Source organism: Pseudomonas sp. UBT, from assembly GCF_050915955.1.
Classification (GTDB): Bacteria; Pseudomonadota; Gammaproteobacteria; order Pseudomonadales; family Pseudomonadaceae; genus Aquipseudomonas; species Aquipseudomonas antarctica_A.
The window spans coordinates 792991-810471 of the sequence record NZ_CP168079.1 but is presented as its reverse complement, the minus strand read 5'-3'; the positions used below and the strand labels follow the sequence as shown (position 1 = coordinate 810471).

General features: G+C 58.5%; 15 protein-coding genes and 1 other RNA gene. 8 read left to right on the top strand and 8 right to left on the bottom strand.

Features of this window, described 5'->3' with window-relative positions; all coding sequences use genetic code 11:
* Window positions 1–73 precede the first annotated feature (73 nt).
* The 5 genes from ACDZ94_RS03790 to ACDZ94_RS03770 all read right to left on the bottom strand — a co-directional run bounded on the left by ACDZ94_RS03790 (window position 74) and on the right by ACDZ94_RS03770 (window position 7018).
* Window positions 74–1099, bottom strand: a complete 1026-nt coding sequence (locus tag ACDZ94_RS03790) for a hypothetical protein (protein ID WP_432751090.1) — start codon at window positions 1097–1099, stop codon at window positions 74–76.
* A gap of 427 nt (window positions 1100–1526) precedes the next feature.
* Window positions 1527–1923, bottom strand: a transfer-messenger RNA (tmRNA) gene (gene ssrA / locus ACDZ94_RS03785).
* 104 nt (window positions 1924–2027) lie between these two features.
* Window positions 2028–2306, bottom strand: a complete 279-nt coding sequence (locus ACDZ94_RS03780) for a hypothetical protein (protein ID WP_221295667.1) — start codon at window positions 2304–2306, stop codon at window positions 2028–2030.
* A gap of 136 nt (window positions 2307–2442) precedes the next feature.
* Complete coding sequence (locus ACDZ94_RS03775; protein ID WP_432751089.1) at window positions 2443–5253, bottom strand: FAD-binding and (Fe-S)-binding domain-containing protein; 2811 nt, start codon at window positions 5251–5253, stop codon at window positions 2443–2445.
* Between the two features lie 70 nt (window positions 5254–5323).
* Window positions 5324–7018: a lactate permease LctP family transporter gene (locus tag ACDZ94_RS03770; RefSeq protein WP_064454186.1), complete on the bottom strand. Its 1695-nt coding sequence runs from the start codon at window positions 7016–7018 to the stop codon at window positions 5324–5326.
* A 262-nt stretch (window positions 7019–7280) separates the two neighbouring features.
* On the opposite strand from ACDZ94_RS03770, the gene ACDZ94_RS03765 reads away from it, so the two are divergent.
* Window positions 7281–8048 carry a GntR family transcriptional regulator gene (locus tag ACDZ94_RS03765; protein WP_053258089.1) on the top strand — a complete coding sequence of 256 codons (768 nt, stop codon included), beginning with the start codon at window positions 7281–7283 and terminating at the stop codon, window positions 8046–8048.
* A gap of 38 nt (window positions 8049–8086) precedes the next feature.
* Here ACDZ94_RS03765 and smpB read toward each other — a convergent pair whose 3' ends face one another.
* Window positions 8087–8569: an SsrA-binding protein SmpB gene (gene smpB / locus ACDZ94_RS03760; RefSeq protein WP_003176160.1), complete on the bottom strand. Its 483-nt coding sequence runs from the start codon at window positions 8567–8569 to the stop codon at window positions 8087–8089.
* Between the two features lie 166 nt (window positions 8570–8735).
* On the opposite strand from smpB, the gene ACDZ94_RS03755 reads away from it, so the two are divergent.
* Together ACDZ94_RS03755 and ACDZ94_RS03750 are read left to right on the top strand one after the other, a co-directional pair.
* Window positions 8736–9170, top strand: coding sequence for a type II toxin-antitoxin system RatA family toxin (locus ACDZ94_RS03755; protein ID WP_049711477.1), 435 nt, complete (start codon window positions 8736–8738; stop codon window positions 9168–9170).
* Window positions 9163–9465: an RnfH family protein gene (locus ACDZ94_RS03750; protein ID WP_432751088.1), complete on the top strand. Its 303-nt coding sequence runs from the start codon at window positions 9163–9165 to the stop codon at window positions 9463–9465. Before ACDZ94_RS03755 ends, ACDZ94_RS03750 begins: the two co-directional genes overlap by 8 nt.
* Window positions 9466–9528: 63 nt before the next feature.
* Here the strand turns inward: ACDZ94_RS03750 and ACDZ94_RS03745 are convergent, their stop codons facing one another.
* Window positions 9529–10056, bottom strand: a complete 528-nt coding sequence (locus ACDZ94_RS03745) for an outer membrane protein assembly factor BamE (RefSeq protein ID WP_053258086.1) — start codon at window positions 10054–10056, stop codon at window positions 9529–9531.
* Window positions 10057–10154: 98 nt separating this feature from the next.
* On the opposite strand from ACDZ94_RS03745, the gene fur reads away from it, so the two are divergent.
* Window positions 10155–10559: a ferric iron uptake transcriptional regulator gene (gene fur / locus ACDZ94_RS03740; protein WP_053258085.1), complete on the top strand. Its 405-nt coding sequence runs from the start codon at window positions 10155–10157 to the stop codon at window positions 10557–10559.
* A 98-nt stretch (window positions 10560–10657) separates the two neighbouring features.
* On the opposite strand, the gene recN is transcribed toward fur, so the two are convergent.
* Window positions 10658–12331: a DNA repair protein RecN gene (gene recN, locus ACDZ94_RS03735; protein ID WP_064454184.1), complete on the bottom strand. Its 1674-nt coding sequence runs from the start codon at window positions 12329–12331 to the stop codon at window positions 10658–10660.
* Window positions 12332–12585: 254 nt separating this feature from the next.
* On the opposite strand from recN, the gene grpE reads away from it, so the two are divergent.
* The 4 genes from grpE (at window position 12586) to dapB (ending at window position 17424) form a co-directional block, all read left to right on the top strand.
* A complete protein-coding gene (gene grpE, locus ACDZ94_RS03730; RefSeq protein WP_053258083.1) occupies window positions 12586–13146 on the top strand; it encodes a nucleotide exchange factor GrpE in 561 nt (186 codons plus the stop codon).
* A 102-nt stretch (window positions 13147–13248) separates the two neighbouring features.
* Window positions 13249–15165 carry a molecular chaperone DnaK gene (gene dnaK / locus ACDZ94_RS03725; RefSeq protein WP_128587658.1) on the top strand — a complete coding sequence of 639 codons (1917 nt, stop codon included), beginning with the start codon at window positions 13249–13251 and terminating at the stop codon, window positions 15163–15165.
* Between the two features lie 317 nt (window positions 15166–15482).
* A complete protein-coding gene (dnaJ, locus tag ACDZ94_RS03720) occupies window positions 15483–16607 on the top strand; it encodes a molecular chaperone DnaJ (protein WP_053258081.1) in 1125 nt (374 codons plus the stop codon).
* Between the two features lie 10 nt (window positions 16608–16617).
* A complete protein-coding gene (gene dapB / locus ACDZ94_RS03715; RefSeq protein WP_432751087.1) occupies window positions 16618–17424 on the top strand; it encodes a 4-hydroxy-tetrahydrodipicolinate reductase in 807 nt (268 codons plus the stop codon).
* Window positions 17425–17481 lie beyond the last annotated feature (57 nt).

The following is a 17481-nucleotide window of genomic DNA, read 5'->3' as shown; positions in this document are numbered from 1 at the left end:
TAGTATATGTAACGGATTCTTAATATTTCGTGAATGAATGTGGGGTTTTTGTAAGGCTCGCTGAGCCGGGTATTCACGGCCGTTTCAAGCTTGGCAGCGCCGCTTTGCCTGGCTCGGTCAGCACCGGTTCCAATTGCGCCCAGGTGAAACTCAACGCGTTGTCGCAGCCGTCGCCGGTGGCGGGCGTTGAAAGTTGCAGGCCTTGGGTGTTGAAGCTCAGGTCGAAGGTGGAGTAGCTGGTCACCGCCGGGCAGCCTTCGTCGGTGGTGGTTTGCTTGGCCAGCCAGTCGCTGAATGGGGTGGGCAATTTCACCTGGCCGGAGTAGGCGTCGTACCATTCCTGCTGCCCGCCGAGCCACGTCCACGGGTCGACGCTGTCGCCGGTTTGCAGGTTCCAACTGTGCAGGCCCCAACTGATACCGCCGCGTCCATAGCCTGCGGTCCAGCGGTAGAACCGCACCGTGATCCATTGCGAGGACCAGTAAAACGGTTCCACCGTGATCTCACTGGTGGTCGTGCCGCCGCTCTGGTCCAGTGCATTGCGCCGCTCACGATAGAAGTCGGCCTGGCCGTCCGGGCTAACCGCTAACCGCGCGAGGTCACGGTTGATCTTCTCGATAGCCGGCCCTTCGCCTTCGAGCTTCAAGGTGACCTGCCCACCTTGGGTGTGCACTTGGTAGGCGTGCTCGCCAAAGGACTTCTTCTCCATCGTCACCGCAGGCGGCACCGCCTCGAGTGGCGTGTTATAGGCGTCGCTGGCGCAGCTTTCCGTATCCGCCCGTTTCAGCAGCAATGCCAGGCCTTTGCCTCCCGGGGCTTTGCTCCAGGTTCCCGTCAGCGTGTCGCCTTGGGGCTCATCCAGCTGCCAGAAACCCGTGTTGCCTTCTTCGGCCCACGGTTCACTGGCGTTGGCCTGAGTCAGTTGGATGGGGGTGAGGATGCGCTGGTAGTAATAACTGCCGTTAGCGCCATGGGCACCATTAAAACAGGCCGTAACGGCGGATTTACCCAAGGTGCCTTTCCACACCCCTGCCAGGTCGGCAGCGTGGGTGAGCAAGGGCGCGCAGGCGAGGGCGATGACAGCGAAGGGCTTGAGCACGGGTATCGGACTTCCGGTTGTCTGATAAAGGCGGTCAGGTTAATGGGAAGTGTGGGGGGATTCCAGCGGGCGAGGCCTGTGAGGCGTCTCGCCCTGCTGATCGAAACAGGGTGGCAACTTTACGCGGGTTAGCAGATCAGGAATCAAGGAACCCAGTGCACCCGAAAGGGCCTCACGCACAGCCGCCGTAACGCGGTCCAGCAGGTGCTGAGCGGATGTGGGTGTTACAGGCCGTGATATTGCCGAGTGGCTAAACCCGGCGGCAGGTTTTACTGCGAATGGGGGAGGTAGCCGCGTGGGTGGAGGGGGGCGGGTTCACTGACAGCGGGACATCTTGAAGGAAAAATCCGAAGGCCCGCCGGCTGGACTTTCCACCCTCCAGAAACAACAAAACCCGCACTAGGCGGGTTTTGTCGATGCTTCGAATTGGTGGAGCCGGGGGGATTTGAACCCCCGTCCGCCAGTACTCCGCTGTCGGCACTACATGCGTAGCCGTTTCTATTAAGTTAACCCTCAGCGACCCGAAGGGCAGGGTGCTTTGGGCGAGTTGTGTAAGTTTTAGCCGCTTCGTCCACAACGTACTGCACGGCGATTCTGTTCTATATGACAATCACTTTGGGTTTACAGACATCCCCTGGTGATTGCTGGACCCGAAGGTACCAGAAGCTCAGGGCTAAGGCTGCTTACGCAGCGAGAGCGAATTCCTGGCCGTAGTTTTCGTCATTGGCAACTATAAGAAGTTGCAACAGTGGATTTACGAGTTCTGTTACCAACTCGGCATGCACCTAAAGTTTCGCGACCGGCGTCGAATCCTAAACGGCCCCGTGCTTGTAACTCGTTGTTTCTTAGTGAGTGACAAGCCTGTGCAGTGTACGCCAAACGCTCACAGAAGGCCAACCCGAAGGTTGGCCGCGACCGAGTGAGGCGCTTATTGGCCGCCTTTTTCGCTGTTCTGCATATCCTGCAGTGCTTTGGACGTGATCTCGATGCACTTCTTGTCATCACCGGCTGCGTGGGCTGCCTTGGCTTGGGAGACGGCGGTGTCGATTTCGCCGCTTTTGCCGCTGGTGTCGGTGGCTAGCAATGCTTTGCCGTTGTTGATTTTGTCCAGATTGATTCTGCACAGGTCAGGCTCACCTGCAGCGAAAACAGGGGAGGCCATGATCGCAGCGGTAACGAACAAACCAGCAAGAGCGGAACGCTTCATAGGGTATCTCCTTGCGAAAAAGGGCTCGACGCTGCTGGCGTTCAACGGCTGCCAGCGACATCACTGATGAGCCTCGTTCGCCGAGGCCTATGCAGATGACTACGCCGGCGCGCAGGGGTTCTGTTTTTTTGCAGGTTTAATGTGTGCGGGCCTGGGTGACCCGGTCCACGAGATACACCAACCCGTGGTAATCGATGCCGCCATGCTGGCTCAAGCCTATCTCGCAGGTTCGGCTGGTGGAGATGCCCTCGCTGCAATATTGCACCGCGTCCTTGAGTGATCGCAGTGAGTGGGCGTTGAGTTCCGGCGTGGTGAAGCCTTTGTCGCCGGCAAATCCGCAGCAGTGGATGCCCTCCGGGATCACCACGGTTTTGGCGCAGCGCCGCGCGAGATCAATCAATGCCTGGCTCTCGCCCAGGTGTTGAGTGCTACAAGTGACGTGCACAGCAATAGGGGCTTCCTGAGGCGTGAAGTCGAGGCGGTCCATCAGGTGGGTGCGGATAAAGCGCACCGGGTCGTAGAGGTCCAGGCGCGTTTCGCCGAGGTCTTGTACCAGCCTCAGGGTGCAGGGGCTGGTGTCGCAATAGATCGGGTCGAGGCCGCCGCGGCTGGCATGGAGCAGGGCACCGATCAGTTCCTGGCGCTTGTGCTCGGCCTGTTCGGCGTAGCCTTTGGAGGCAAAGGGTTGGCCGCAGCACAGGCTGTCCTGGTTGTCGGGGAAGACCACTTGGTAACCGGCTTTTTCCAGTAGACCCCGGGTTTTGTCGTACAGCGACATCTGCTCTTTATCACCCGCTGCCGGGCCCATGGCGCGTGAGACACAGGCCGCCAGGTAGACCACGCGCGGGCGCGGGTCTGTCACGGCCGGACTGAAGCGAATGGCTTTTTCCGGCTGCGGCATGGCGTTGCTCCACTGCGGGATCTGCCCTTTGGACAGTCTGGTCAGTGTGGCCGACAGCTTGGCCAGGCGTGGCGCGCCCAAGAGCATCCGTGCACCGTTGGCGACGTGCAGTGTGAAGCGCGCACCTTGCATGGCCGTGGCGAAATGGCTGGCGAGCCAATCGGCGGTCTTCGTACGGTCGGCATCGCGTGCGCGGAGTTTTTTCACCAGGTCGCCGGTATTGATGCCTACAGGGCATCGTTGGGCGCATAACCCGGTGGCGGCACAGGTGTCGATGCCTTGATAGTGATAGGCCGCTTCCAGTTCGGTGGTATCGACGCCCGCACGTTTCTTCGCCTGAATGTCACGCCAGATCACAATGCGCTGGCGTGGGCTCAACGTCAGGCCCTTCGATGGGCAGACCGGCTCGCAGAAACCACACTCGATGCACTTATCCACAAGCTCGTCGGCCGCGGGCAATGGTTTGAGGTGCTTGAGGTGGATTTGCGGGTCTTCGCTGAGCACCACGTCGGGGTTGAGAATGCCGTTAGGGTCGAGCAGGCGTTTGAGCTGCCACATCAGCTGATAGGCATCACTGCCCCATTCCAGCTCAACGAACGGCGCCATGTTGCGGCCGGTGCCGTGTTCGGCTTTCAGAGAGCCACCAAATTCCACCGCCACCAGTTGCGCGACGTCGTCCATGAACGCTTGATAGCGTGCGACTTCTTCGCTGCTGTTGAAACCTTGGGTGAATACAAAGTGCAGATTGCCTTCCAGGGCATGTCCGAAAAGGATGGCTTCGTCGTAGTGATGTTTGTCGAACAGCGCGATCAAGCGGTTTACACCGGTGGCCAGTTGCTCGACCGGGAAGGTCACGTCTTCGATGATGACCGTGGTGCCGGTTTTACGCACCGCGCCAACGGCCGGGAAGGTGTCTTTGCGGATAGCCCACAGGCGGGCGTTTTCTACGGGGTCTTCGGTGAAGTCGACTTGTTTTTCCACAGGGAATGCAGCCAGGGACGCCATGATCAGCCCCAGTTGCTCATGCAGCAACGCCGGCGACGCGGCGCGGGATTCAATCAGCAGTGCGCAGGCATTTTCCGATAGCTGCTGTACGAAAGCGGGCATGCCCGGTTTGTCCTGTACCGAGCGCATGCTGCGCCGGTCCAGCAACTCGACGGCCGACACCGGTTGAGTTTTGAGCACCGTTACCGCGTTGCAGCAGGTCTCGACATCCGGGAACACAATCAGCGCCGATGCTTTGTTCGGGTGATCAATGACGGTGTCGTAAGTCACTGCGCTGATAAAGCCGAGGGTGCCTTCGGAACCCACCAGCAGATGGCTGAGGATATCCAGTGGCTCGTCGAAATCCACCAGAGCATTGAGTGACAGGCCTGTGGTGTTTTTCAGACGGTATTTGTGGCGGATTTTTGCAGCCAGTGCAGCGTTTGCCCGCGTTTCGCGACCCAGATTCGCCAGGCGCTGCAGCAGTGCGCCGTGCTGTTCGCGAAATGCAGCGACGCTGGCTGCATCTTCAGTATCCAGACGGCTACCGTCCGCCAGTACCAGGCGGATACCTGCCAGGGTGTGATAGGTGTTTTGCGCGGTGCCGCAGCACATGCCGCTGGCATTGTTGGCAACAATGCCGCCAATTTTGCAGGCATTGATCGACGCCGGGTCCGGCCCGATCTTGCGCCCGAACGGTGCCAGCCAGGCATTGGCTTGCGCGCCGATCACGCCGGGTTGCAGGCGGATCTGCGTGCCTTGCCCGCGAATCTCGCGGCCATTCCAATTGTCACCCAGCACGATCAGCACCGAGTCGCTGATGGCTTGGCCGGACAAGCTGGTGCCCGCCGCGCGGAAGGTCACGGGGACGCGGTCACGCTGGGCGAGTTGCAGCAGCGCCACGACTTCCTCTTCCGATTCCACGCGAATCACCAGCTGTGGGATCAGTCGGTAAAAACTGGCGTCGGTGCCGAAGGCGAGGGTGGAAAGTGGGTCGTCGAAGCGGCGATTTTTTGGAATCAGTTGTGCGGCGTCGCTCAGAAAAGCAGCAGGCAGGCTCATCGGTCCTCCAGAAATAGCAGACGCCGGAACCGTGTTCCGGCGTCGATTCTTACCCTATTGCGCGCAGGTCTCAGTGCACCAGCATACCGGTGAACCAGTAGGCCTGCGCCAGGGTGATCAGCCCGACGATGGTGGCGAAAAACAGGCTGTGCTTGAGGGTAAAGCGGAACAGATCGGATTCCTTGCCTACCAGGCCGGTCGCGGCGCACGCCACGGCGATCGATTGCGGCGAGATCATTTTGCCGGTCACGCCGCCGCTGGTATTGGCGGCGACCAGCAGCACGTCATTAACGCCAATCTGGTGCGCGGTGGTGGCTTGCAGCGAGCTGAACAGGGCGTTGGACGAAGTGTCGGAGCCTGTCAGGAAAACCCCCAGCCAGCCAAGGAAAGGCGAAAAGAACGGGAAGGCTGCACCCGTGGCTGCCAGCACAAGCGCCATGGTCGAGGACATGCCCGAGTAGTTAGTGACGAAGGCGAAGGCCAGCACCATGCCGATGGACAGGATGGGCCAGCGCAATTCGTAGAAGGTTTCTTTTAAAGTGGTCAGACCAGTTTTTACATCGATCTTGAGCACCAGCATCGAGATCAGCGCGGAGAAGAAAATCGCGGTGCCCGTTGCAGAGATCGGGTCCAGCTTGAACACCGCCGGAATCGCCGTCGGGTTAGCGACAATCGGGGCGACCTTGACGACCAGTTGATCCAGGTGCGGGATCGCGAAGTTGAAGACCCAGCTGTACATCGCGCCACCTGCAGCGAACATCGCTTTGAATGGCTTGAGGGTCCAAATGGTGACCAGTACGGTCAGGATCAGGAACGGCGACCATGCCTTGAATATCTGCCCCAGGCCGTAGGGCGAAGCGAGCGTTTGGCGCGGCTGACCGAAGCCGCCGATGCTGGCGGTGACCGCAGCGCCGGAGGTGGCCCCCGCAATCTGTGCGCCCGCGGCACGCTTGGGTTGCCAGACTTTCAAAAACAGGGTCAGGGCTACCAGGCTGACGAGGGCCGAGGTGATGTCCGGCAGTTCCGGGCCGATGAAGTTGGACGTGAAATATTGGGTGACGGCAAAGCTCAAGCCTGCCACCAGCGCCGCCGGCCAGGTTTCGCGAACGCCGCGCAGGCCGTCCATCATGAACACCAGCCAGAACGGTACAAACAGCGACAGCAACGGCAGTTGGCGGCCGGCCATGGCGCCGATTTTGAAGGAGTCAATGCCGGTTACTTGGCCGGCGACGATGATCGGAATACCCAGCGCGCCAAAGGCTACAGGCGCGGTGTTGGCGATCAGGCACAAGCCGGCGGCATACAGCGGGTTGAAACCCAGGCCGACCAGCAGTGCGGCGGTAATCGCCACGGGGGCGCCGAAACCGGCCGCACCTTCGAGGAACGCGCCGAAGCAGAAACCGATCAACAGCACCTGAAGGCGCTGGTCGTCGGTGATCGACAGGACCGAGCTGCGGATGATTTCAAATTGGCCGCTCTTGACGGTCAGTTTGTAGAGGAAAACGGCGGCGACGATGATCCATGCGATGGGCCACAGGCCGTAGGCAAAACCATAACCGGCGGCGGCCAGCGCCATGTCGACCGGCATCTTGAAGGCGAAGATTGCCACCAGGATCGACAATGCCAGCGTAATACTCCCGGCGACGTGGCCTTTGAGGCGAAACACGGCCAGGGCGAGGAAGAAGAATACGATCGGAATGACGGCGGCCAGTGCGGACAGGCCGAGGCTGCCGAGCGGGCTGTAGAGCTGTTGCCAGGTTTGCATGTGGGGTGGCCCCTAATTGTTGTTGGTCAGGCACTGTTTAGTCAGCTTGGATAATTGGTAAGACCAATTTACAGCCGCTGTTGGCTAGAGTAAAAGTGTTGGCGTGGCTGTGTCAATTTGCCGCTGACGAAACTTTGGTCGTAGCGACGTAGCCGAGGTGTCCTGCTCGGGTCTATCGAAGGCGTTCTGATAGGTGCCGCAAGCGCGGCGATAGGCCAGAATAGAGGCCCCGGCGAGTGGTCGGGATTGTGGAGAGTGAGTTATGGGGTTTGATCAGGTGCGTCAGCGCCGTTTGTCTGACGATATTGTCGAGCAGCTCGAGGGCATGATCCTCGAGGGCACGCTGAAGTCGGGCGAGCGCTTGCCGGCCGAGCGCGCTTTGGCTGAGCAGTTTGGCGTGTCGCGCCCTTCGTTGCGTGAGGCGATTCAGAAGCTGGCGGCCAAGGGGCTGTTGGTCAGTCGTCAGGGTGGCGGTAACTATGTGGCGGATTCTCTGGGGTCTACCTTCAGTGATCCGCTGCTGCACCTGCTGGAAAATAACCCGGAGGCTCAGCGTGATTTGCTCGAGTTTCGTCAGACTCTAGAAGCGTCCTGTGCCTATTACGCAGCGTTGCGGGCTACCGAGGTCGACCGTGAGCGGCTGACGTCGGCTTTTGAAGCGTTACAGGATTGCTATACGCGTGTTGATGAGGTCAGCCGGGTGGAAGAGGGCGCGGCGGATGCGCGGTTTCACTTGGCCATCGCTGAGGCCAGTCATAACGCTGTGTTGCTGCACACCATTCGCGGACTGTTTGATCTGCTCAAGCGGAACGTGGTGACCAACATCGGCGGCATGTACCAGCAGCGTACGGAGACCCGTGACATGCTGATCAGTCAGCACCGGGATTTGTACCTGGCAATTATCGAGGGGCGTGCCGAGCAGGCGCGGGAAGTCTCAACACGTCACCTGTTGTATGTGCAGGAAGTGTTGGAGGAGGTGCGTCAGGAAGTTCAGCGCGTGGCGCGGGCGGAGCGGCGTAAAGGCATGTAGCCCGGGGTGAGTCACCCGAGGCTACAGTGTCACAAGGATTACTCTTCCTTGCCCTTGTTGCGCACGGCGCGGTGCAGCTCACGATTGGAGTCGCGTTCGCGCTCGGTGTCGCGCTTGTCGTATTCCTTTTTGCCCTTGCCGAGCGCGATCTCGCACTTGACCAGGTGCTTGCTCCAGTACCAGGACAGGCAGATGCAGGCATAGCCTTTCTGCTGTACGGCGGCAGCGAGCTTTTCCAGTTCGCGGGCGTTGAGCAATAGCTTGCGCGTGCGCACCGGGTCGGCGATTACGTGGGTGCTCGCGGTCGTCAGCGGGGTGATATGACTGCCCAGCAGCCATGCCTCGCCATCCTTGAGCAATACGTAGCTGTCGACCAGTTGCAGCTTGCTGGCGCGCAGACTCTTTACTTCCCAGCCGGCCAGGACCAGACCAGCCTCGAACCGATGTTCGATGAAGTAATCGTGTCGCGCCTTTTTATTTTGCGCGATGGTCCCTGTAGGGTGTTTCTTTTGTTTAGCCATAGGGGCGGCATTATAGGGAGTTGCGAGCGTGTCGGCTACGGTCAACCTGCGTGCTTGAGCGTGTTGGACGAATCCCGGACAATACGGGCAGTTCTTAGGTTTTTTTCTCTCGCGGATCGGGCTGTTCTTTCGCGATGTTTGCTTCAGCAGTGGAAATAACGCTCACATGACGACGCATATTCAACGTTCGGCCTTACTGCCTTATCCGGCGCAGGCGCTCTATGACCTGGTCAACGACGTTGCGCGTTACCCGGAATTCCTGCCCTGGTGCTCCACCGCCGAGGTACTGGAAGGCAGTGATGAGCACATGGTTGCCAGTGTTGGGGTGGCCAAGGGCGGTCTTAGCCAGCACTTTGTTACGCGCAATGTGCTGGTGCCTGGGAAATCCATTGAAATGAATCTGCAGGAAGGGCCATTCACCCAGTTGCATGGGGTGTGGGTGTTCAAGGCACTGACCGACAAGGCCTGCAAGATCAGCCTCGACCTGTCATTTGATTATGCAGGCCCAATTGTGCGCGCGACGTTGGGGCCATTGTTTAACCAGGCGGCTAATACGCTGGTCGATGCATTCTGTCAGCGGGCCAAGCAACTGCATGGTTGAGATTGAAGTGGTGTATGCCGCCGAGGATCGCCAGGTTTTGTTGGCGGTGACGGTGCCTGCGGGCACAAGCCTGAGGGTGGCGGTGCAGGCATCGGGCATTGCCGCGCAATTTCCGGGGCTGGTATTGGCTGATTGCCCTTTGGGGATTTTTGGCAAGTTGGTTGCGGACGCGGATGTGCGTGCTGTGCAGCCGGGTGATCGAATTGAGATTTACCGGCCGTTGCTGGCAGACCCCAAGGAAGTGCGCAGGCTGCGCGCGGCCAAGGCCGCGATGGCCAGGCAACAACCTTCATAACGCTGCCAATCGACAGGCAACAAAAAGCCCGGCATGCCGGGCTTTTTGTTGCGCGCCGCAAAATTATTGCGGGGCGGTGTCCAGAGGCTGTGGCGTCGGGACCGGAACGGTTTGCACGCCATCCACGTCCTTCTGGATCTGATCCAGCAACGAGCCTGGCTTGGCCGGTACCTCTGACTTCGGCTTCTCTGCTTCCTGCGCGGGCGCAGTCACATTGGTGCCGTTGTCCTTGCCCAGCAAGGCTTCATCACGGCTTACACCGGGCATGAAGTCACCGGACAGGCTGACAAGCTGGTCATTGCCATTGAAGATGACGCTGACGCGTTCCTGCTGGCGCTCACCGCCACCTGGCTGGATGCTGTAGAGATAATCCCAGCGATCGGCATGAAAAGTGTCGGTCAGCAGGGGGTTGCCCATGATAAACCGTACTTGCCGTCGGGTCATTCCCGGACGTAACTGGTCTATCATGTCCTGCGTGACGACATTGCCCTGCTGGATGTCGATTTTGTAAACCCCGGGGAATGAACAACCGGCGAGTGCGAGCAGTCCCACAAGGGTGAAACTGGTTAGCAAGAGCTTGGTGTTTTGCATCGGTGGGCGACTTCCACTATCTTGGCTGGGACAACGTAAACGCCGATCATACCCGTATTAAGAGAAGCTGCGAAGCAGCATCCGCGAGAAAGCTAACCATGGTTGAAAATAGCGAACTACGCAAAGCCGGTCTTAAAGTGACTCTGCCACGAGTCAAGATTCTACAAATGCTCGATTCTGCTGAGCAGCGCCACATGAGTGCCGAAGATGTTTACAAGGCGCTGATGGAGTCTAACGAGGACGTTGGCCTGGCCACGGTTTACCGTGTGCTGACCCAGTTTGAAGCCGCAGGGCTGGTGGTTCGTCATAATTTCGACGGCGGTCATGCAGTGTTCGAATTGGCTGACGGCGGTCATCACGACCACATGGTTGACCTGGATACCAATGAGGTTATCGAGTTCACCAGTCCGGAAATCGAGAAGCTCCAGCACACTATCGCTGAGCAGCATGGGTTCGATTTGGTGGACCATAATCTGGTGCTGTACATCCGTAAGAAAAAGTAAAAATCGACGCAGATTTGCTCTGCGAAACGATTGAAGGCGACCCTAGGGTCGCCTTCGTGCTTTCTATAGTAGAGAAAAGAGAGCAAAAAATGCTCGGTTCAGGCCTTGGTAGCCACGACCATTTTCTTCGCGTGGGCCAGGGACTCCTTGGTCAGGTCGATACCGCCCAGCATCCGCGCCACTTCTTCTACACGTTCCGACTTGTTCAGCTTGGACACGGCCGTGTGCGTCGCATCGCTGCCCCTTACTTTATGCACAAACAAATGCTGATGCCCTTGAGCAGCCACTTGCGGTAAGTGAGTCACCGTCAGTACCTGGCCACGATCCCCTAGTCGGCGCAACAATTGGCCAACAATCTCTGCGGTCGGCCCGCCAATACCAACGTCCACTTCATCGAATACCAGCGTGGGTACCCGTGATGTCTGGGCGGTAATCACCTGGATCGCCAGGCTGATCCGCGACAGTTCGCCACCGGACGCCACTTTCGCCAGTGCCTTGAGCGGCTGCCCAGGGTTGGCACTCACCAGCAGTTCCACCTGTTCCAGGCCGTGAGGTTGTAGTTCATTGCTGGTGTTGGTGCGCAGTTCGATGGTAAAGCGCCCGCCAGGCATGCCAAGGCGCTGAATTTCCTGCTCTACGGCGCTGGCCAGGCTTGTGGCTGCTTGCTGGCGCAGGTCGCTCAGCTCGCGGGCCTTTTCTTGGTAATGTCGGGCGAAAGAGGCGAGTTCGTCGCCCAGTCGCTCAATGGATTCGTCGTTGGCGTTGAGGGTTTCGATTTCATCCAGCAGCTTTTGCTGCATCGTCGCCACTTCGGTCGGCTGAATGCGATGTTTGCGCGCCAGGGTGTAGATGGTATCCAGGCGCTCCTCTATTTCCTGCAGGCGGGCTGGGTCGGCATCGAAGTGGTCGAGAAAGCGGTTGAGCTCTCCCACGGCTTCTTCAACCTGGATCTGTGCGCTGGTCAGTAACGTTGTGGCTTCGTTCAGCGAGCCGGATGCATTGTTCACGCTGGACAGGCGATTGAGGCTGGCGGTCAGTGCATTGAGCACGTTGCCGGAATCGCTTTCGCTGCATTGCTCCACCACTTGCCGGCAGATACCCAGCAGGGTTTCGGCGTTGGTCAGGTTCTTGTGTTCCTGTTCCAACTGCTCCAGCTCGGTTTCGCCCAGGCCCAGGCTTTCGAGCTCTTCGAGCTGATAGCTGAGCAGTTGGTGACGAGCGCGTTGTTCGTCGCCGGAGTTGGAGAGCCGCTCCAGCTCCTGGCGCGTCTGTCTCCAGCGCTGGGCGGCAAGTTGTACTTGTCGGGCCAGATCGGTGGCACCGGCGTACTCATCGAGCAAACGGCGATGGGTGTCGGTTTTCAGCAGGGATTGGTGTTCATGCTGGCTGTGGATATCGATCAGCAACTCGCCCAGGGCTTTCAAGTCGCCAAGGGGGCAAGGCGTGCCGTTGATGTAGCCGCGTGAGCGTCCTTCTGCGGTGATGACTCGGCGCAGGATGCATGGGCCTTCATTGTTAAGGTCGCGCTCGGCCAGCCAGGCTTCGGCTTCGGGAATGTCTGCCAGGTCAAAGGTGGCCAGGATATCGGCCTTGTCCGCACCTGGGCGCACCACGCCGCTATCGGCACGGTCGCCAAGGGTCAGGCCCAAGGCGTCGAGCATGATCGATTTACCGGCGCCGGTTTCGCCTGTGATTACGCTCATCCCGCGATCCAGTTCGAGATCCAGATGTTCAACGATGGCGTAGTTATGTACAGACAGGTGCACGAGCATGACGGCCGCTCCCAGGCGTTAGGTCTGGTTATTTATACAGTGTTTTGTTTAGGGCTGACAATCCTGGCGCTTAGCTCAATTTGCTTGATCGAATGACTTTATTAGCGCAATTGGGAATGACTGCTCGGAAATTGATCTGGCGCAAGTGAAAGGCTTATGGAAGCGCCTGCGCCCTTGAACCTGGAAATTGTGGCCCCATATACCGGAACAGAAGCGCGAGTTTAGTTCGCGCATGATTTTGAAAGGAGAAATCTATGGCTGACGAACAGACGCAGGATACGCAAACTCCAGACGCCAATTCGGCTGCCGGTGATGAACTGGCAACTCGTGTGCAAGTGCTCGAAGAGCAATTGGCCGCTGCGCAGGATCAGTCTTTGCGTGTTGCTGCCGATCTGCAGAACGTCCGCCGCCGCGCCGAGCAGGATGTCGAAAAGGCTCACAAATTCGCGTTGGAAAAATTCGCCAATGACCTGCTGCCGATTATCGACAGCCTGGAACGTGGCCTTGAATTGTCCAACCCGGCCGACGAAAACATTCGCCCGATGCGCGAAGGGATCGAGCTGACCCTGAAAATGTTCCAGGACACCCTGAAGCGTTATCAGTTGGAGGCCATCGATCCGCAAGGCGGCGAGCCGTTCAATGCAGAGCATCACCAGGCTATGGCCATGCAGGAAAGCCATGACCTTGAGCCGAACAGCGTATTGAAAGTGTTCCAGAAGGGTTATCAGCTCAACGGTCGCTTGCTGCGCCCGGCAATGGTGGTGGTGAGCAAGGCTCCTGCACCTGTTGCACCTTCTATTGATGAGCAGGCTTGAAATCCGCCGCAAGGCCCCCATTTATAAGTCAAGCGTTTAAGTGCTACCGCAGTTAGCCACCACTGCTGCGGCAACCAAATTCATGTTTCGGGAGAGTAAATCATGGGCAAAATTATCGGTATCGACCTGGGGACTACCAACTCCTGCGTCTCCGTGCTGGAAAACGGCGTTGCAAAAGTTATCGAAAACGCCGAAGGCGCGCGTACCACGCCGTCGATCGTTGCTTACGCCAACGACGGTGAAATCCTCGTCGGTCAGTCGGCCAAGCGTCAGGCTGTGACCAATCCGCACAACACCCTGTATGCGGTGAAGCGTCTGATCGGTCGTAAGTTCGACGAAGAAGTCGTACAGAAAGACATCAAGATGGTCCCTTACAAAATCGCCAAGGCTGACAACGGTGACGCTTGGGTTGAAGTAAACGGCCAGAAAATGTCGCCGCCGCAAATCTCGGCTGAAATCTTGAAAAAGATGAAGAAAACTGCCGAAGACTACCTCGGTGAAGCAGTGACCGAAGCGGTGATTACCGTTCCGGCCTACTTCAACGACAGCCAGCGCCAGGCGACCAAAGACGCCGGCCGCATCGCCGGTCTGGACGTAAAACGTATCATCAACGAACCGACCGCAGCTGCTCTGGCTTACGGTATGGACAAGGCCAAGGGCGACCACACCGTGATCGTTTACGACCTGGGTGGCGGTACGTTTGACGTCTCCGTGATCGAGATCGCTGAAGTTGACGGCGAGCACCAGTTCGAAGTGTTGGCCACCAACGGTGACACTTTCCTGGGTGGTGAAGACTTTGACATTCGTCTGATCGACTACCTCGTTGACGAATTCAAGAAAGAAAGCGGCATGAACCTCAAGGGTGACCCGCTGGCGATGCAGCGCCTGAAAGAAGCTGCCGAGAAAGCCAAGATCGAGTTGTCTTCCGCTCAGTCGACCGACGTGAATCTGCCGTACATCACTGCAGACGCTACCGGTCCTAAGCACTTGAACGTGAAGATCTCGCGCTCCAAGCTGGAAGCGCTGGTTGAAGACCTGGTTCAACGCACCATCGAGCCTTGCCGCATCGCGCTGAAAGACTCGGGTATCGACGTTGGTTCGATCAACGACGTGATCCTGGTAGGCGGTCAGACCCGTATGCCACTGGTTCAGAAGCTGGTCACCGAGTTCTTCGGTAAAGAAGCACGTAAAGACGTGAACCCGGACGAAGCCGTTGCCATGGGTGCTGCTATCCAGGGTGCGGTACTGGCCGGCGACGTGAAAGACGTGCTGCTGCTGGATGTCAGCCCGCTGACCCTGGGTATCGAAACCATGGGTGGCGTGATGACCGCGCTGATCGAGAAAAACACCACGATTCCTACCAAGAAATCGCAAGTGTTCTCGACTGCCGACGACAACCAGGGCGCCGTGACCATTCACGTACTGCAAGGTGAGCGTAAGCAAGCCGCTCAGAACAAGTCCTTGGGCAAGTTCGACCTGGCTGAGATTCCACCAGCACCACGTGGCGTGCCACAAATTGAAGTGACCTTCGACATCGACGCCAACGGCATCTTGCACGTAGGTGCTAAAGACAAGGCCACTGGCAAAGAGCAGAAGATCACTATCAAGGCCAACTCCGGTCTGTCTGATGAAGAAATTCAACAGATGATTCGTGATGCTGAAACCAATGCCGAGGCTGACAAGAAGTTTGAAGAGCTGGCCGGTGCCCGTAACCAGGGTGATGCATTGGTTCACTCGACGCGCAAAATGATCGCTGAAGCAGGCGATAAAGTGACCGCCGAAGAGAAAACTGCAATCGAAGCCGCTTTGGTTGCCCTGGAAGCCGCTGTTAAAGGCGACGACAAGGCTGCCATCGAAGCCAAGGTTGAGGAGCTGTCGAAAGTCTCCGCGCCAGTTGCTCAGAAAATGTACGCCGAGCAAGGCCAGCCGGCAGAAGGTGCTGCACAACACGCAGAGCCTGAAGCCAAGCACGACGACGTTGTCGATGCCGAGTTCGAAGAAGTCAAAGACCACAAGTAAGTTGGTCGCCCGGTTGACCGCTATCAAGCGGTGACTGGTAGGATGTCGCCGCGCGGGAGCTTGCTCCCGCGTTGGCGTGTCTGGGGTATGCGAATTTTTACAACATGCGACAAGGGTCGGATGTTGGCGGTGTGACTGGGAATGCTCCTGCTTCCCGGGCGAAAGTCGCCGCGTTTTTGGCCGGGTCCCTGGCTAAAAACAGTAATGACCAGGATCGTTGAATTGACGTGAGTTGGGTCCGGGCCTGTATTGGGGCTCAACGAGTTTGGCAAGGCTCAGGAGGGTCTGGCCGAACGTCCTTAAGAGTGCAAAGACTTATGGCAAAGCGTGACTATTACGAAGTATTGGGTGTTGAGCGCGGTTCCAGCGAGGCGGACCTGAAAAAGGCTTACCGTCGCCTGGCGATGAAGCACCACCCGGACCGTAATCCGGATAGCAAAGAATCCGAAGAGATGTTCAAAGAGGCCAACGAGGCCTACGAATGCCTGTCTGATCCCAACAAGCGTGCGGCCTACGACCAGTATGGTCATGCCGGTGTCGACCCAAGCATGGGTGGCGGCGGTGCCGGTTTTGGTGGTCAGAACTTTTCCGATATTTTCGGTGATGTATTCAGCGACTTCTTCGGTGGTGGCCGTGGCGGCCAACGCGGCGGTGCCCAGCGTGGCAGCGACTTGCGTTACACCCTGGAGCTGAATCTGGAGGAGGCCGTACGCGGCACCACCGTCAATATCCGTGTGCCGACGCTGGTCAATTGCAAGCCATGCGACGGTTCGGGCGCCAAGAAAGGCTCCTCTCCGATCACTTGCCCAACCTGCGGCGGTATCGGCCAGGTGCGTATGCAGCAGGGCTTCTTCTCGGTGCAGCAGACCTGCCCGCGTTGCCATGGCCAGGGCAAGATCATTTCCGATCCGTGCGATTCCTGCCACGGCGAAGGCCGTGTCGAAGAGTACAAGACCCTCTCGGTGAAAGTGCCGGCGGGTGTGGACACAGGTGATCGCATTCGTCTGTCGGGCGAAGGCGAGGCGGGGACTCAGGGTGGTCCTACAGGCGACCTGTATGTGGTGATCAATGTGCGCGAGCACTCGATTTTCCAGCGCGATGGCAAGCACCTGTTCTGCGAAGTGCCGATCAGCTTTGTCGATGCTGCATTGGGTGGTGAGCTGGAGATCCCGACGCTTGATGGTCGAGTCAAGCTCAAGATTCCTGAGGGGACGCAGACCGGCAAGCAGTTCCGTATCCGTGGCAAAGGCGTTGCCCCGGTGCGCGGTGGCGGTGCTGGTGACCTGATGTGCCGTGTAGCGGTGGAGACTCCGGTTAATCTGGGCCGTCGTCAGCGTGAATTGCTTGAAGAGTTCCGCAGCTCGTTGGAAGGTGATGACTCCCATTCGCCGAAAACCACGGGCTTTTTCGATGGCGTGAAGCGCTTCTTCGGCGACCTGTAAGGAAGTGAATATGCGACGTATAGCCGTAATGGGCGCTGCCGGGCGCATGGGCAAGACGCTGGTCGAGGCGGTGCAGCAGCGCTCACCGGCTTGCGGGTTGACCGCGGCGATTGTTCGTCCCGGCAGCACGTTGACGGGTGCGGATGCCGGTGAGTTGGCCTCGTTAGGGCGCATTGGCGTTTCGTTGTCGGGCAATCTGGAGAAGGTGGCTGACGATTTCGACGTGCTCATCGACTTCACTCTGCCAGAGGTAATGCTGAAAAACCTGGCGTTCTGCCGCAAGGCGGGTAAGGCCATGGTAATCGGCACTACGGGCCTGAGTGCCGAGCAGAAGCAGTTGTTGGTCGAGGCGGGCAAAGGTATCCCGGTGGTCTTCGCTGCCAACTTCAGTGTCGGTGTGAACCTGTCGCTCAAGCTGCTCGATATGGCGGCTCGTGTGCTCGGTGAGGATGCGGATATCGAGATTATCGAGACGCATCACCGCCACAAGATCGATGCGCCGTCTGGCACCGCGCTGCGCATGGGCGAGGCTATCGCCGATGCGCTGGGGCGTGACCTGTCGAAAGTTGCTGTTTACGGGCGTGAAGGCCATACCGGTGCGCGTGCGCGTGACACCATTGGCTTTGCCACCGTTCGCGGTGGCGATGTGGTTGGCGATCACACCGTACTGTTCGCTACCGAAGGCGAGCGCTTGGAGATTACACACAAAGCGTCCAGTCGCATGACGTTTGCCAAGGGCGCGGTACGTGCCGCGCTCTGGTTGGAAGGTCGCGAGCCTGGTCTGTATGACATGCGCGATGTGCTGGATCTGCACTAATCAGTAGCTAAAACGGGGCCTCAGGATTATCCTGAGGCCCCGTTTTTAACCGCTAAG